The sequence below is a fragment of the Nocardia sp. alder85J genome (genome assembly GCF_020176955.2).
In the GTDB taxonomy this organism is placed as follows: Bacteria; Actinomycetota; Actinomycetes; order Mycobacteriales; family Mycobacteriaceae; genus Nocardia.
Map to the genome: position 1 here is coordinate 1 of NZ_JAIUCZ020000007.1, position 16,717 is coordinate 16,717.

Annotated in this window: 12 protein-coding genes and 1 pseudogene; 5 read left to right on the forward strand and 8 right to left on the reverse strand. The window is 66.3% G+C overall.

The genetic code is table 11. The features are described from left to right. The first annotated feature begins 904 nt into the window (after nt 1–904). Nucleotides 905–1,180, forward strand: a complete 276-nt coding sequence (locus LBW94_RS25735; RefSeq protein WP_225062368.1) for a hypothetical protein — start codon at nt 905–907, stop codon at nt 1,178–1,180. A gap of 7 nt (nt 1,181–1,187) precedes the next feature. After that, nucleotides 1,188–1,763 carry a hypothetical protein gene (locus LBW94_RS25740; RefSeq protein ID WP_225062367.1) on the forward strand — a complete coding sequence of 192 codons (576 nt, stop codon included), beginning with the start codon at nt 1,188–1,190 and terminating at the stop codon, nt 1,761–1,763. Nucleotides 1,764–2,074: 311 nt separating this feature from the next. On the opposite strand, the gene LBW94_RS25745 is transcribed toward LBW94_RS25740, so the two are convergent. The 3 genes from LBW94_RS25745 to LBW94_RS25755 all read right to left on the reverse strand — a co-directional run bounded on the left by LBW94_RS25745 (nt 2,075) and on the right by LBW94_RS25755 (nt 3,839). Then, a complete protein-coding gene (locus LBW94_RS25745; RefSeq protein WP_225062366.1) occupies nt 2,075–2,773 on the reverse strand; it encodes a class I SAM-dependent methyltransferase in 699 nt (232 codons plus the stop codon). A gap of 160 nt (nt 2,774–2,933) precedes the next feature. Then, on the reverse strand, nt 2,934–3,326 hold the full coding sequence (locus LBW94_RS25750; RefSeq protein ID WP_225062365.1) for a hypothetical protein: 393 nt from the start codon (nt 3,324–3,326) through the stop codon (nt 2,934–2,936). A 12-nt stretch (nt 3,327–3,338) separates the two neighbouring features. Further along, nucleotides 3,339–3,839: a hypothetical protein gene (locus LBW94_RS25755; protein WP_225062364.1), complete on the reverse strand. Its 501-nt coding sequence runs from the start codon at nt 3,837–3,839 to the stop codon at nt 3,339–3,341. A gap of 93 nt (nt 3,840–3,932) precedes the next feature. Here LBW94_RS25755 and LBW94_RS25760 point away from each other — a divergent pair, with 93 nt between their 5' ends. Beyond that, nucleotides 3,933–4,481: a CGNR zinc finger domain-containing protein gene (locus tag LBW94_RS25760; RefSeq protein WP_225062363.1), complete on the forward strand. Its 549-nt coding sequence runs from the start codon at nt 3,933–3,935 to the stop codon at nt 4,479–4,481. Nucleotides 4,482–4,682: 201 nt separating this feature from the next. Here LBW94_RS25760 and LBW94_RS25765 read toward each other — a convergent pair. The 3 genes and pseudogenes from LBW94_RS25765 to LBW94_RS25775 all read right to left on the reverse strand — a co-directional run. Further along, nucleotides 4,683–4,871, reverse strand: a pseudogene (locus LBW94_RS25765) (P-loop NTPase); the annotation flags it as partial. Nucleotides 4,872–5,026: 155 nt separating this feature from the next. Next, nucleotides 5,027–5,158, reverse strand: a complete 132-nt coding sequence (locus tag LBW94_RS25770; RefSeq protein WP_255635269.1) for a hypothetical protein — start codon at nt 5,156–5,158, stop codon at nt 5,027–5,029. 158 nt (nt 5,159–5,316) lie between these two features. Further along, entirely contained in the window at nt 5,317–8,076 is a 2,760-nt protein-coding gene (locus LBW94_RS25775; RefSeq protein ID WP_225062362.1) for a helix-turn-helix transcriptional regulator, read from the reverse strand. Between the two features lie 1,131 nt (nt 8,077–9,207). Here LBW94_RS25775 and LBW94_RS25780 point away from each other — a divergent pair. Together LBW94_RS25780 and LBW94_RS25785 are read left to right on the forward strand one after the other, a co-directional pair. Then, nucleotides 9,208–10,365, forward strand: coding sequence for an NAD-dependent epimerase/dehydratase family protein (locus tag LBW94_RS25780; protein WP_225062361.1), 1,158 nt, complete (start codon nt 9,208–9,210; stop codon nt 10,363–10,365). A 200-nt stretch (nt 10,366–10,565) separates the two neighbouring features. Then, nucleotides 10,566–11,561 (forward strand): polyprenyl synthetase family protein, encoded by a 996-nt coding sequence (locus LBW94_RS25785; protein ID WP_225062360.1) that lies wholly within the window; start codon nt 10,566–10,568, stop codon nt 11,559–11,561. A gap of 119 nt (nt 11,562–11,680) precedes the next feature. Here the strand turns inward: LBW94_RS25785 and LBW94_RS25790 are convergent, their stop codons facing one another. Next, nucleotides 11,681–14,743 (reverse strand): squalene/phytoene synthase family protein, encoded by a 3,063-nt coding sequence (locus LBW94_RS25790; protein WP_225062369.1) that lies wholly within the window; start codon nt 14,741–14,743, stop codon nt 11,681–11,683. A gap of 102 nt (nt 14,744–14,845) precedes the next feature. After that, on the reverse strand, nt 14,846–16,285 hold the full coding sequence (locus tag LBW94_RS25795; RefSeq protein WP_323137930.1) for an FAD-dependent monooxygenase: 1,440 nt from the start codon (nt 16,283–16,285) through the stop codon (nt 14,846–14,848). Nucleotides 16,286–16,717 lie beyond the last annotated feature (432 nt).

Genomic DNA, 16,717 nt, shown 5'->3' on the forward strand with positions numbered 1-16,717 from the left:
TTAGGCCCAGCCAGAGGGAATCGAACCCCTCCCCAGAATTCGATCCATCCCAAAATTACCCCAAACTTTCACAGTGACCACACGTGATCCCCCGTGAACAGCCGTGCAACGGATATCGACATAGACGCAGGTGGACCTGCCACCGTGACTCGCCGTGAACAGTCGTGAACACCGAAAAACCCCGAACCCACAACAGCGGGTTCGGGGTTCAAGTCCCTCGGCGATCACGCACTTACTCGACCACCTACAACTGGTAATCCGCTTCGATCACCAACCGACCACGCGAAAACGGCAGGTCGTCCCCGTTCCCATGTTCGACACGCCCCGCCCAGGGCGCGAACCTGCGACGGCTCGCCCACTGGCATGGGCCATGCAAATCCCTTGTCAGAGCGCCCATCGAGGGTGTTCGATGGAGCTCGATCACGTTCTCGCCTCACGGGTGGCGGACGTGGGGGTTCAAGTCCCCCCTCGCGCACCAGGTTTCGGCATTCGTGAGTTTCCCGCACGAGCGTGTTCGAGGGCGCTCGAACACGGTGAGGAGACCCGATGCAGTGCGTCTACCTGCGTAATTTTCCGGCATTCGTGCCGATCGCGGCGCGGTTTCCAGCACGGGTGACCGTGGGTGTGCCGTGCCCGGCGGTGCGACGATGATCGCGCCGATCGAGCCACCGTCGTCCCCGGCGGCCGGGCCACTGTCCTCGCCTGCCTCGGCGCCCGTGCCACCGGCGCGCACGCCGGTCCCGGTGTATGTGCGACCACCGATGACCGGAGCCGATGTGCTGTTCGGGATCTCGACAGTCGGCGAAGCCGGGGCGCGTCGTGGACCGGACCCTCATGAAGAAACTCGGCTGGGGACCGGAGACCCGCTTGCGGGTCCGCGTCGCCGAGTCCGGGGTGCTGGCCCGTGGAACGGGACCCCGACGGCCCGGTGACCGTGCGCGCCAGTGGCTGTTTCGCCGTCCCCTACCGGATCCGCCGGCGGGTGAACCTGTTCGCCGGTGACCGGGTCCTGCTGCTGGGCCGCGTCACCCGCGACCGGCTCGCCGTACACCCGCCCGCGGCGATCGACACCCTGTTCACCACCAGCTTCGACCTCCTCATCGGCTGGCAGAGATCAACCAGGCCATCGTCGACACCAGCGACGACCCCGAACTGGCCGGACACGACGATGCCGCGGTAGGAAGCAAATGATGACGGTGATCAAATTACATATCCACTCGGTACTCGCGATGATCGGTATAGCGCTGATCCTGTTCGGCACCTCGACGGCATGCAGCGACAGCAAGGGAGTACAGGTGAGTACATCGTTGACCGAATCCACGGCCAGGGACAGGATCATCACCTATTTCGCGGAGACCTTGCAGTCTCTTCCTTCCGGTGTGCGGCTGTCGTTGACACCGGACAATCGCGATCTGAGCGTTCTCGATCCCGGGTTCACCGTCCCCTGCAACGACAGAAGCGGAGACACCAGCGGTCCGGTTCAGGAGCAGATCTTGTACTGGCTGGTCGGTGTCCCCGCCGGGCAGACGTCACACTACTTCGCGCTGATCCGCGACATCTGGGCCGGTAAGGGATACCGGCTCACATCGCCGCCGGACGCGAAACCCGCGACCGTCGTCACACCGGAGGGATACAGCTTGGCCGTCCAGGACGCGAGCAAAGGAGACGGCTCGTTGAGCCTGTCGGCCGGATCACCGTGCTTCCCCGAAAACGCCAAGGGCACAACAACACCACAGCCGACCGTGATCGACCGCCCAGCATGATCACGGCACAAGTCCCGGGCCAGTCGTGAACACGGAAAAACCCCGAACCCACAACAGCGGGCCCGGGGTTCATGCTCCGGCGGCATCACCGCCACGACAAGCCTGGCCGGAGCCCTCGGCACGCTCGCGGGCGCCGAAGGCGCCGGGACACCCGTTCTCGACGAGGGCGGGCAGATGGTGGGCTGGCTCACCCACCGCGCCGTCCCCGCCGCGATCCAAACACCCACCTGACATTTCGCCGACCGGCACCGGCACGATGCCCGCGCGGCGCAAGCGGACGCACCGCGCGGACATCACGGTCGCCGAGAAGCTCAGGCCCGCCGGAAGCAGCCCAGCCACGCATCGATGTGCACGGCGCCGTCGTCCGGCGGCAGGACCGTGGCCATCGCCGACTTCTCCATCGACACCGTCTGCCAGCCGTCGGCGAATCCTTCGGTCAATTCGTCGGCCCGCTTCCGGGGAATCGCGGCACGCAGCGATTCCACCTCGGCCTCGTCACGGCCGACCTGCGACATCGCGGCGCCGAAGCGGCTGTGCATTTCCCGTGATCCGTCCTCGCTGACGGCCAGCAGATACACCCGGGCGCCCGGGCGGGTCGCCCGGTGCAGCGCGGCCGCATATCGGCGCAGCGTAGGCCCGTCGAAAATATGGGCCAGCGCCGAATCGACGACGACATCGAATCGGCCTGCGTACGCATCCAGGGCGAGAATATCCGCGATCTCGAAAATCGCCCCGAGACGGCGGTCCGCTGCTTTGTGACGTGCCGACTCGATCGCTGTCGGCGCCGAATCCAGGCCGGTGACCTCGTAACCGCAACCGGATAAATACAACGCGTTCTCTCCGGTACCGCAGCCCGCGTCCAGAATGTGCCCATCGAGGCCGTCCGACCGCTCGACCTCGATGAAAGCCGGTTGTGGCGCGCCGATGTCCCACGGCGCGACGAATGGCCCCTCACCTCGGTACACCGCATCGAAATTCAATTCCGGGAAGTATGTCGACGTGTTGTCCATATACCCATTCTCACGAGACCACGACGCGGCGAGCCGATATCGGAAAACCAGCTTCCAACTGTGATCCGAGGCCCATCCGCCGACAGTGTGGGCTACGAACGTCGTGAGGGTGGATGCAGTACTGGATCACCGGGCGGCCCTGGCACGGCACCCAACTGCCCTACTCCGACCGCTGGGGACCGACCGACGTCCACGGTGACATCGCCACCAGATACGGCCCACCCCCCGAAGGCGCGGTCATCGCCATGATGCAACACCAGGCACGCCTGGCCGGCGCCACCGACTGGCTGCCCGCCGCCACCGCCATGGCCGTCGTCGCCCCCGGCGCGTCCAGGTCGACCTCGGCGGCGCCTGTGCGGCCGAACAAATACAGCAGCACTTCGCCGGGCGGCCCGGTGAGGCGCACCGACGGTTCTCCACGGCGCGCCCGGACGACCTCCGGCGTACCGGACCGGGCCAGCTCGAGACCCCTACCGCGCAACCGCCGGGTGAGAAACCACAGCGCCCGACCCACCACGTACCAGAGCGCGGCATCCCTCGCGGCCGAATTCACCCGTGGCCCGGGTCAGCCGCGGCGGACCGCCATCTCCTGAACCAGTTCGTACGGCCCGCCGCCGACGGACCGGTAACCCGACCAGTGGAAGGAATCGCCGGTGATGTCGGTGAAGACCCATCGGAGCGCGACTCCGTGCTGGGTGTGACCGAGCAGTTCCACGCCGTCGTCGGCGGGCGAGGCGGTGAGAGTCACGTACGTACCCGAGTGCGGGTCGAGCCACCAGGCGTACCAGCGGTCCTCGCGCTCGTCGTAGCAGCGCACCGTCGTCCCCGGATAGCGGCCGGGTGCGCTGGGACAGTTCAGCACGTCCTGGACGGCTCGCCCGCCCAGTGACCAGGCGAAGTCCCATGTTCCGTCGAAGCTGGACCAGCGTCCCGCTTCGTCGCGCAGCCGGTTCACCACTCGCCAGTGACCGATCAGTCGCCCGAACAGGGCCATCTCGGTGGCCACCTGTGGATCCGGACCATCGGCGAGCAGGCCCGGCAGTCCCGCATACGTATTGCTCTGCATCGATTCATCCGTAGTCAGTAGTTAAAATGGTTTAATAACTGACGAGTGTAGGAGTGCGGACGGGACAGGGCAACCCACGTCGAGGAGGCTGATGTGGTGGTGACGGATCTGGATCTGGCAGTGGAACTCGTGAACACGGTGTATCCGCTGGCCACCCCGCCCGACCGGCTGACCGGGGTGGAGCATTTCCGCGGCATTCTGCGCGATGTGGGCGATCACACCCTGGCCGGTCAGCTCGCCGACACCGATCTGACCGCCCTGCGGGACCTGCGAGCCCGGGTTCGCGCGGTGTTCGCCGCCGACACCGCACCGGCGGCGGCCACCGCGGCGAACGCCGTGTTGCAGGACGGCGGCCGCGCGCCGCGCATGGTCGCGGCACCGGACGGCACCCTCCGGCTGGACTGGGTCGGTGAGGCCCGCGGCCTCACCGCGCTGGCCGCCAGGCTGGCGGCTGCACTGACCGGCCACCTGACGACGCACGGTCTCGGCAGGCTCGGGGTCTGCGCGGCGGCCCCCTGCGACTGCGTGTTCGTCGATCGCACTCGTCCCGGAACCCGGAAATACTGCTGCGACGCCTGCAACGACCGCGCGGCTGCCGGGCACTACCGCCGCAGACGGTCGGCCGTACCACGCCGGCCCTGACGGCCGGATGCCCACCGGCGGATCGGCGTCAGCATGAGCGCACGGCCGGACAGGCCCCTGTGCTCGATGGCCAGGGCCTCGGCGAGGTGGCGGACCGGTGTGGCGGCGTCGAGGATGTCGCTCAGCCAGCGGGCGACCAGATCGCCGCCCCCGCTGCCGAACGGGGTTGACCACGTGCCCGCCGCACCCCGTGTGCCGTCGCGGGCAGATCATGCGTTCCACCTGGGTCGGTGCGGGCAGGCCGTAGCCGTGGACGTCGGCGTCGACGACTCCGACGCGCAGACCGCGTGCTCCCAGCGTGACCGCGAGAGTGACTGTCACGCTGGATTTTCCGACGTCGCCCTTGCCGGATGCGATGCAGTAGAAGCGCGTTCGCGAGCCCGGCTGCGCGCTGGCCGGTCTGCTGGTCCCCAACGACGAAAAACAGGCCGTCGACGACATGGACCGGGTTTTGGACGGACCCGGCCTGGTCGAGGTTCTCATCTATCTGACCGACATCGACCCCGGTATGCCCGCCGCACTGCTCGAGGAAACCGGCGCCGCGACTACCCGCGCTCCTGTCCAGCCGGGCCGACCAGCACGCCGGCGTGATGTTTCCGGCCACGGTGCAACTGATCCGCCACGCCCGAACCCTGCACCGCCGCGACCTGCTCACCGACCTCGACCAGGAACTGCACCCCGACATCCGCGCCGAGGTCCTCACGCGCCTGTGCAAAGCATCGCGGCTGCCCAGGATACCGCCATATCGGCCCACTCCTGCACGAACCTACTCGAATCTCGGATGCGTGGAATATGGAACGGCAATAAATCACCACCGGATAGAGTGGAAACCAGATCAGATATCGGATACGCTCCGGCGTACCACTTCGGCCGCCAGTTCGGCGCGATTCGATACCCCGGTCTTGATGAATATGCGGGCCAGATGCGTTTTGACGGTCGCTCGCGAGACGAAGATCCGCTGCGCAATCTCGGGATTGGTATGCCCGTCGGCAACGAGCCGGGCAATCAGGAGTTCGGTAGAGGTCAGGCCGGCCCAGCTACCCGCTCCCTGGGCCCGCGGGCCGCGGCCCCGCAACGCATAGGCGATCGCATTCGCCAAGGTCAGCCCGCCGCCTTCCGACAGGGCGGCACGCAATTCCGCCCGGTCGAGTGCGGCGAGAAGCTGAACTCTGTCGGCTCGCCAGCGCAGCCGGTCGAGAGATGTGCGGCGTGCTCCGAGGCTGCGGCGGGCGGCCGTCGCGGCTCCGAAAAGCCTGGCGCCCCGCAATGAGTCGCCTTCTGCGACATATATGCCGGCGAGTCGCTCGAGCCCACTGATCGCCTCCAGCGGGTGTCCACCGTCGCGATACACCGCCAATGCGGAACACACCATTTCGCGGGCCTTGTTCACGTCTCCATCCATACGAGCCACCGCCGCGCGAAGCAGGTCCGCGCAGGCCGACATCCACCTGTTGTCGAGCGCCCGCGCACAGCGATCCACCGTATCCAGCAACAACCGCGCCTCGGTCGATCTGCCTTGCAGGACAGCGATATCGGCCAGTTCGAGGGCTATGTCGCCCTCCAGCCCGACGCGAAAGCTCCGGCGCGCCATGACCGCTGCGGCCTCGAAATGGTCCCTCGATCTTCCCAGTTCGCCTGCGGCGCTCGCGTGTTTCCCCAGGGCCACGTCCACGAACATGGTGACGAAGGGGCTCCGGCCGTACCTACGGGATTCGGCGTCGAACTCGGCCAGGCCACGCCCCGCCTCCCGGAGGAGGCCGCGGCGAATGTCGATCTCGGTGCTGTGCACAGCGATCTGGGCACGGCAGACCGGATCACCCAGGGCCGCGGCCAACCCCGCTCCCCGAGTCGCGGCGGCCGCGGCGGCCGTCAGGTCGCCGCCGCGCAATTCGACAATCGAGATCACGAGATAATGCCAGCAGACGAGGAACTGGTTCGAGCCGTACTGCTCGATGATCGCCTCGACCGCAGCGAGGCCGGCCCGCGCCTGTTCCAACTCCGATTGCGCGGACCAGGCCAGGGCGATATGTCCCAGCGCCTGAACCAGGCACCAGGGGTCGTCCACCTGACGCGCCAATTCGGCGCTCTCGGTGAGATGGCGGTGAGCGCCGGCGGGATCTCGGGTCGACTCGATTCCGCCGAGCACCTCCAGTGCGCGCGCGACCGCCCGCAGATCACCGGCCTGCCGTGCCGCGAACTCCGCGATGTGCGCGTGCTCGGTCGCGGTCCTGATATCGCCGGAGACGAACGCGAGATAGGCCGAAGCGGCATATGCGCGGGCACGGAGCGTTCCCGGCGCGGAGTCGGCAACAGCCAGCGCGTCCGTGAAGTATCTGCGCCCCTCCGTGAAATAACCGCGAATCCCGAAGAACACGCCGAGCGCCCCGGCGATGAGACGGACAGCGTCGGACGGTCGCTTTCGCAACGCGAAGTCCAATGCCGGCCGTAGATTGCCGCGTTCATGATCGAGTGCTTTCAGCCAGCCCGCGAGGCCCTCCGGCGATCCGGCCGACACGGGATCGTTCTCGACCATCTCGACCGTATAAGCGAGATGCCGGCTCAGTATGGTCTCGGCGTCGCCCGACTCGTGGAGTTGCTCCTCGGCGTATTGGCGGGTCACCTCGAGTAACCGATATCTGCGCTGATCACCTCGCGCCTCGACCGACACCAGCGACTTGTGCACGAGGGAGGCCAGGACCGGTAGCGTACTCGGACCTTCCAGCGGCCCGCCGCGGCACAACCATCGGACGCCTTGCAGTGAGAAGCTACCGTGGAAGGCCGCCAGACAGCGCAGCAGTAGACGTTCGTTGTCGTCGAGAAGTGCGACACTCCACTCCACCGAGGCCCACATGGTGCGGTGCCGATCTCGTCGGCCCCGCCCGCCTCTGGTCAGCAGACCGAGGCTGTGATCGAGCGCGGCCAAGAGTTCGTGCGGGCCGAGCGCGGCGGACTGGGCTGCCGCGAGCTCGACGGCCATCGGCAGCCCGTCCAGCCGGGAGCAGATCTGCACCACCGCTTCCACATTGAACGAGTCCAGACGGAATGAAGGAGAAGCCGATCGAGCCCGGTCGATGAACAGCCGAACGGCGTCGAAAGCGATCACTTCGGACAGAGCGGCAGATCTCGGGGGCAGTTCCATCGCCGGCATCTGCCACGCCGTCTCACCTGCTACTCCGAGCGGCTCCCGGCTGGTAACGAGGAACCTCAGCTCGCTGCGCACGGTCAACAGCTCGGCGAGAACGTCGGCGCACGACTCCAGCACGTGCTCACAGTTGTCCAGCACCACTATCGCTTTGTGCATGGTGGCGAACGACCGCAAACGCTCCGTATCCGAAACACCCTGTTGCTCACGCAGTCCCAGCGTGGCGCATATCGTGGACAGGACGGACTGCCCCGTGGTCAGCGTGTGCAGCTCGACCCACCACGCGCCGTCCGGGCTCACGTCACCGATGGCCTCTGCCATATGGGCCGCGAGCCTGCTCTTGCCGCTGCCGCCCGGGCCGACAATGCTGACCAGCTGCGAATCGGCGAATATCCGGTGCAGGGCCGCGATCTCGCGGCGCCTGCCGACAAAGCTCGTCGGCAGCCGGTGCAATCCGACGACACCTCCGGCGCCGGCCGCCGCGCTGCTGCCCCGCAGGTCCAGATCGGGCATATGGCCGGCGGCGCAGATACCGGCCAGCAACGACGACAGCTCCGGATGCACGCTGCCGAAGTCGTCATCGGATCGCCGCAGGGCCGCGACCAGCAACTCCTTCATCCGCGCCACGGTGGTCCGGTTCAGATCCAGAACCTGCCCGAGCTCGTCCACGGTGATCCGGCCTCCGGAGGCCACCAAGTGGTAAAGCGCGTAGAACCAGTACCGTAGCCCGGCGGACGATCTGGCGAACACGGTTCCCACCGTTGCCGACATGTACTGCCCGCAACTCCCACAGGTCCATGTCGGTCCGGCTGGTGCGCGCCGCATTCGGAAACTACTCAGACGTCCACAGGACTCGCATACGGCCTGATCATCGACCGGACCGAACCGCACCGACCACAGAAATTCCGAACATGTGGCGTCATCGGGGAACGAGCGTCGGAATTCGTCGAAACCATCGCCTGGCACCACGGGGGTAGGCAGGCCGAACGAACTGTCTGCCATATCACAATCTTGGTATCTGACCATTTGCCCGGTCAAGCGGTGGACGGAATCCGAAACGTGAGGGTTCGCACAGTTCGTCCAATGTCGAATGAATCTGCATCACCGTCCGACGATCACGCCCGCCGGCACCGCACTCGGCCATCGACTTGTTTCGAAAAGATGACCATCACGTCTTTTCTCGATTTCGTTCGGAGACAGCCGGATCGTCGATTTTCTCCGGACGATCAGAAATAGCCGGATGGCCGATGTTTTCCAGGCGAGTCGACCTATCATCGCGGTCGCCGTACCTGCGGTGCCGCTGTCACCGGCCGGGGCCACGAGGGGCGGTCGCCGACTTCGGACTCAGGACATCTGCGGGCCGGAACCGTCGATCACCCATACGCACCACGCCTCGGAGCCGGATCCGGACCGGCCGGTAGTGGTCGGGGTTTTCACCTGGCCGGCAGACCTGGCCAGGTGGCCGACTGTCGCGGTGATATCGCTCGCCTATCGTCTGTGACGAAACAGCCTGCGCCTTCGGCACCTATCCCGGCCCCGCCGGCGCGATTACGGGGCTCGGCCCGCCAAGGAGGATCCGGATCGATGAACCGAGCAGCAGGAGATCCGACAGAGCGGCCCCGGGACCCGGGCACAAGTCCCGTCCTCGTCACCGGCGCACTCGGCCTCGTAGGTACCGCAACCCTGTCGGCCCTCACCGCCGCCGGTCACTCGGTTGTCGCCACCGATCTGGATACACCCGCGAACCGAAAGAAGGCGGCCCGGTTGGGCCACCTTCCGATGTCGATGCGCTGGGCGGATCTGACCGTGCCTGATCAGGTCGCCGCTCTGGTCGACGAGGTCGAGCCCGGCGTCATCGTCCATTTGGCCGCGATGATCCCGCCCGGTTGTTACAAGAATCGCGCACTGGCGCGCGAGATCAACGTCGGCGCTGTTGTCTCGCTGGTCCGAGCCGCCACGGGCCTGTCCGACCCGCCACGTTTCGTGTTCGCTTCCAGCGTGGCGGTGTACGGTCCTCGCAATCCACATCGGTCCGACGAGTTGCTCACCGCGAACACGCCGCTCGCACCGGGCGATCTGTACGGCGCGCACAAGGCAGAAGCCGAGCGCTGCGTCCGGGAATCATCGCTGGAGTGGGTTGTTCTCCGGCTCGGCGGCGTCCTCACCGTTGCTCAGGGGCAAGACGTCCACCCGGACGCGATCTTCTTCGAGGCGTCATTACCTGCCGACGGCAGAATCCAGACGGTGGATGTCCGCGACGTCGCATCGGCCATGACCGCCGCGGTGAGCACCCCTGCGGCACGGGAAGTGTTCCTCATCGGCGGCGACTCCACGCATCGCATCCGGCAGTACCAGGTCACCACTTCGGTTACCGATGCCCTGGGCCTGGTGGACTGTGTGCCGCCGGGTAGGCCCGGAGACCCTGACGACGACACCCGATGGTTCGCCACCGATTGGATGGATACCGAACGCTCACAGGATCTCCTGTGGTTCCAGCGCAACTCGCTGCCCGGCATGCTCCGCGAGATAAGGGCCGCCGCGGGCTGGAAGCGGCCGTTCGCAGGGATCGCGGCCCCTCTGGTCCGCCGGCTCCTGACCTACCGCTCGCCATATCGGGGCCGACCAGGAAAATACGCCGACCCCTGGACGGTCATACAGGATCGGCTCGGCGAACCCGGGCCCGATACCGGGGCGTCGCACGATGGGATCGGCACGGTGGCAGATCCGCCGGCGCGATCGTAGCCATCGCCCGGACAGGCCCGGCGCCGATACCGCTCTTTGCTCGGAATGACGTGAAATCAACGGCCGTCCGGAAAAGAATGGCCACCTGGCTGATATTTGCCGGCGTCATCGGACATTACGTTTCTTCTGAGAGAAACTTTCCGGCACCCGCCAGGGCCACGTCACGGACTCTGGAACGAGTAATCGATGGATGTGATGTCATGACCACAATTGTGTCCGACGGAAGAGATGTGGGTGCTGCACTGCGTTCCGCGGTAGAACGACTCGATCCGATCATGCGGGCACCGGTCTCGTACCATTTCGGCTGGTGTGACGATGCCGGAAATCCGGTGACAGCAGATGGCGGCAAATCGCTGCGGCCACAGCTCACACTCTTGGCTGCCCGTGCGGCCGGAAACGATGAGGGCGCGATACCGGGGGCGGTGGCCGTGGAGTTGGTTCACAACTTCTCTCTGCTGCACGACGACGTCATGGACCGCGATCGGGTCCGCCGGCACCGGCCGACCGTCTGGGCCCTGTGGGGCGACGCGACCGCTGTGCTGGCCGGTGACGCACTGCTGTCGCTGGCCCATGAAATACTCATCGATTCACCGTCCCCGAACGCCACCGAGGCGAGCCGGGTGTTGGCGGTCGCGACCCGCGAACTCATCCGCGGCCAGGCGCAGGACATGTCCTTCGAGTTACGCGACGACGTGACCGTCGCCGAATGCGTGACCATGGCGGAAGGTAAGACCGGCGCGCTGATCATGGCGAGCGCGGTCGTGGGGGCACTGCTGGCCGGTGCGCACGCCGACGTGGTGCGTGCGGTGGAAACGTACGGCCGAAATATCGGCATCGGCTTCCAGTTGGCCGACGATCTGCTCGGTATCTGGGGCGATCCGGAGGTGACCGGCAAACCGGTCCACGCCGATCTGCGCGCGGGCAAGAAGTCCCTTCCGGTCACCTGGACATTGCGCCACGGGGGCGCGGCCGGCCGGGAACTGGCCGAATGGATGAAAAGCGGCGAATGCGATGAGGAATCGCTACGGGCCGCTGCCGATCTGGTCGAAGCCGGTGGCGGTCGTGTGTGGACCCGGGCCGAGGCCGAGCGCCGGTTCACGGCCGCCGCCACGGCCCTGAACCATCCCGCGATCGATACCGGATCCCGTGCCGAACTCCTGGAACTCGCCGGGCGACTGATACATCGGACAGCCTGACGGGCATCCCCGCACGCCCCGGATCTCGGTACCGAGGTGAGCGGAACGAAACTCGATGCCGCACAGGCGATTCGATTCCATCATCTGGTCATCGCCTGTGCGGCATCCCGTCTCGTGGTCTACGGAAAAAGCGGCCGAGGCATCGGATCATCGGTATCGATGAGATGTCCTGTTTCTGTCTGCTGCCCGGTGGCCCGGGCCGCGGCGGCCAAGGCCCAGAGCGGGAAGATCCGCTGATATCCGTCGTAGTTCATCCCGGCATTCCCGAAGAAAGCACCGGCCATCCGGGTGTCCTGCCATCCGCCATCGGCGAGTTGATTGCGCAGCAGGAAATCGATCGCCCGGCGAGCAGCCGGCGAATCGCCCCGGCCCGCTGCCACCAACGCCAGCAACGCCCACGAGGTCATCGTCGCTTGCCCCGTCGCGGCGTGGATATAACGACGAGCACGGACACCGTCGATGGTCTCGCCCCAGCCTCCGTCACGGCGCTGATGAGCGAGGAGGAACTCGCACGCGCGATCGATCGCTTCGCGCGCCCGCGGATCGGACGACCCGGTCAGTCCGCGCACCCCGAACCACGTGCCGTAGGTGAAACACACCGCCCACGAGCCTTCCCAGGAACCGTCGGGGCGTTGCCGATCGAAGATGAACTGTTCACCGGCGGAAATCGCGCGGCCCATGGCCTCGGTGAACCGCCGCGGATCCATCTCGCGGAATCGGCGCAGCGCGGTCACACAGGACGCGGTCTGTTCCACCAGCGACGAATCGATCATGCATCCCGCGAAAGTGTCCGAGAAGTTGAGCTCGGCGAACCATGCCGGTGCGGTGGTCGGCTCGTATACCGCCCAGCCCCCGTCGGGGTTCTGCAACGACAGGAGGCACTCCACCGCGGCGGGCAGGCGGTCTGCGGTGAAGCCGTCCGCCAGGTTCAATTCCTGCAACGTCGATACCGCCAGCACCGCTTCCGCGGTGCCGTCGCTGATCGTCCATCCGTGCTCGGCGGTGGACAGGCTCCACCCGCCACGCCCCGGATGCCGGAAATAGCGTGCCGCGTCGGGAATCTCGGTCAGCCGCTGATTGGCCGCCAGGAAGCGCGACGCCGACCGCAACGGCCCGACCGCGGCGGGATGTCCCGACAACGCCAGAGCCTGGACCGCGAATGCGGTATCCCAGGACTCGGAAGAATTGAAGCACTGTATCTTCACCCCGTCGGCACCATTCCATACATATTCGTGCAACCGCTCGAGGTGGGACATGATCTCCTTCCCACCCGGCCGGGCGAAGTGCCAGACCAATGTGTCGAGAAATTTGGGCACCGGGCCGTGACCCACATAGTTCGACGACCGATTCTCATGGTCGATGTAGTCGAGCACGACGTCGAAGGCCCGCTCGCGCAGCGCGTTCATCGGTCGGGCCTCGTACACATCCGCGGCGGCGAGCACGATGCGCAGCAGCCGCGAACGCGGCACGAACGAGTCGGGCTCCGCGATCATCGCGCGCGCGGCCCTCCAATCGATATCCTCGTACGGTTTCTGGTACAACTCCCCCCGCAGAGCCAGGATCAGATCGTCCACGGGCCCCGATACGCGGTTACCGGACAGCCATGCGGTCGAGAGATAGACAATACGGGCGTAGCACATGAGCCTGCCGGGGTGTACCGGCATATTCTGTGGCAACAACCAGGTTTCGGGCGGGAAAGGATATGTTCCCGCCCATTCGTGGACACCCAGCACCGCGAGATATGTTTTCGCCCATTGTGGCGCCGCCAGCGCGCCACCGAACGGGAGGAAGAAATCGCGGGCGTGCCGCAGGCACGGATCGTCCGGACCGACGCCCAGTATCCGCAATCCGATATAGGACAGCACAGTACTCATCACGGTGCTGGTCGATTCCGGGTCGGTCCCCCATCCACCATCGGGGTTCTGATGCACCCGCAGAAACCGTTCCATTCCCTCGCAGATCGGCGCATCGGGCATCGCGTCCACAACACGGCAGGTGATCAGGTACATCCCGCAGAACATCGGCAGATTGCCGAAGTCCTCGTGCCACGAACCGGACGCGGACTGCGTTTGCGACAGTCGCGCCACGGCAGCGGCCACAGCCTCCTCCGGGATGCGGCCCGACACGGGCTGCGGCGGTCCGGCGGTGTCCGGCAGCGGCAACCCGGCGCCCAGCGCAGCGAACAACCCGTTCAGCACGACCGGCCGCCCGGCAAGCACATGGTTGGCAGACAAGGCCGCCATCAACTTCCGCCGCGAAATCTTGATCGGCTTCGTCGTGAACTCATCCCGCCCGGCCCACGCCTCACGCAGAGTGAGTTCGGACATCAGCAACTGCGCCGTACAAAACCGCCGTACGGCGAGATCGGCGGCCGGTATCGCATCGACGTAGGCCACCGCCGCCGCGAACTCCTTCTGCGTCACCGCCAGCATCCGCCGCAATACCGCACTCCGGCGCACAGCGGAACCGGGTTCCCGCAACTGTTCGACCGAATCGACTCCGCAATCGGCCAGAAGATCGGCCGGCAACCAGAGCCGGCCCGCCGAAGCATCGGCGGCCACATCCTTGATGATATTCGTCAACTGCAACGCCCGCGCGAACCCGGCCGCCCGCGGCTCCAATGCCGGTAGGGCCGCCGCGATCCCGGCCGAATGCCACGCGAACAACCCGGTGAGCAGGTCCCCGACAGTGCTGGCCACGATATCGCAATACGTGAGCATCTCATCGACGTCGGCAATCACCTCCGCGTCGGGCCGGCCTTCCCCACGCGCGACGGTGGCGGCCATGCCCACCGTCATATTGTGCACACAGCGGCCCACCAACTCGCGCACCGGCAACGGGCGCCGTGCGAGATCACCCAGCAGAATCGGCAACCCACGCACCAAGGCCACCTCGTCCACCGGGGCCCCGTCGAGCACCCCCGCCGCCCGCACCGCGAACTCCGCCGACAGCTCCCGCCAATCCGGCGGCAACCCGACCAACTCGTCCAATTCGCGCAGCAGATTCCCCCGCACCTCCGCCGGCAAACCCGCCTCGTCCTCGAATGTGTCCGCCACCCGGCAGAACAGATACCCCAGCCCCACAATCTCGTCCAGCGGCGAAGGCAACATCGGAATGGTCAACGCGAACGTGCGCGAGGTCTTGTCCAGCATTTCCCGCCGGAACACCGCGGCCTCCGGCATCTCCACCGGTGACGACCTCCGCTTCGGGAACGGATAAGGACCGCTCAGGAGGCCACTAATAGATCCGAGATTCACTGTGTCACCGTTGTCTTCTGTAGTCGATCACGCTGTGGCTCTTGCCACCGGCCCGTGTCCGAGCGAACTCGATGCGGGACGCATCGCGAGGTCGCCGATGAGCCAGCGCGCGAACGCCACCAGCCCGGCGAAGTCGGCAGCGGTAGAGCCGATGCTCTGGCGAGCCGACGACCTGCCCAATTCGTTCAGCGCCGCACTCACACCGCCGAGAAAGATCCGGGAGAACGCGGCCAAACCTGTTTCCTCGGTGGTCAGTAGTCGCATCGCGCGCCCGGCCAGCACGGGATCGGTCCGCCAGAGCCGACGCAATCCATGACGCAGCGTGACCGAACCCGGATCGTCATCACTCATGACGCGGTACAGAACATGGGAAACGATCTCCGGTACCCGGGTCCTGGCCTGCCGCTCGCGCACATACTCCGACACCGTCGCGACCCGGCCGAGGCATTCCGCGTCCAGCAGCGCCAGAGTCATCCCGCACGCACTGAGCGGGTGTGTATGTCCCGCCGCATCGCCCACCAGAGCGACGCTGTCCTGCCCGTACCAGTCGCGGTTGCGGATACGGTTCGCCGCCCACTGCACCCGTCGGCCTTCCAACGCACGCTGCACGCTCGCCCGCATGGACTGCGGGAACACCGCACCGTACGCCGACCACAGCCCGGATCCGCTCCGGCACGAGGAGAGCAGCGAGGACGGTACATCGAAACAGACGCGTACCTTGCGCTCCCCGATTCGGTACACCAGCACCGGGCCGGGCGCACCGATCAGGACATGGGCGAACCCTTCGATGGTGAGCTCGAGGTCATCCACCAGCAGCCCGGCCATATGCGAGACCACCCGCGACTCCGATCCGGGGTCGAATATCCGGCGCACCGCCGAAGCCTTTCCGTCCGAACCGACGACCAAAGCTCCCCGACTACAGCGGATCTCGTCCGAATCAGCGAGCTTGTACCGGGTGACCGAGCCCTGCACCCCACAGAACTTCCCGCCGGGTGAGAACTCGATGCCGGGTACCTCGTCCACACGCTCTCGCATCAACGCAAGCAACCGGGAATGCTCGAAACTCAACGATTCCTCGCCTTGTGGATATGGCAGCACGATCGGGGCCGGATCACCCGGGAAGAAAATTGCGAACCCCTTGCCCCGAGCGTGCGGAATTTTCGAAAAATCCACGCCCAGCCGCTCCAGTTCACGCACCCCCGGCGGATGCAGCCACTCACCCGCGAACCGGCGCGGCTGGTCGGGATTCGGATCCAGCAGAAGCGTGCGCGTACCGCGATACGCGAGTGAAACCGCAGCAGCGCAACCTGCTATACCGGCACCCGCGACGACAGCCTCGGGCGGAATAGGAACGATTTCCAACACACAGTCCCGTCGTGAGCGCCGTCTGGTCCGATAACCGGCCCCCGGCGGGAGCCGGGAAACTCTCCGCCGGTTCCGTGACACCAACGCTAGGCCCCCTCCCACCCCGAAACGTCGGCCATCCGGCTACGGCCGCCCACGTCGCAATCGAATCGAGGACGATCCCGATACACTGCTCCGGCGCGGATCATCACCGATTTCGAACATCGGACCGTCCCCTGATTCGGATGCGCGGTCCATAGCCACTTGGCCGACTGTCCTGCCCCCGGGCGGGGCGTACCGTAGCCGGCGACGGCCGCAGCCTCGTCTCCGCAGGCCTCGACGATCGCCGGTCCGGCTCGGACGACGAAAGCGAACCGCCGCATCTCACAGGTCGTGGTTTACTCGCGGCCGGGTTTGCGGCCGGACACGATTCATCGGCGATCCGGGTGATCCGCCTCTCGTCAGGGAGTCAGCAATTGATCAGCCGGTGCACCCGCCACCGAGGTCGGCCAAGTGGCTACGTTCTCCTGGCGAAGTTGCGGGAGCACTATTACT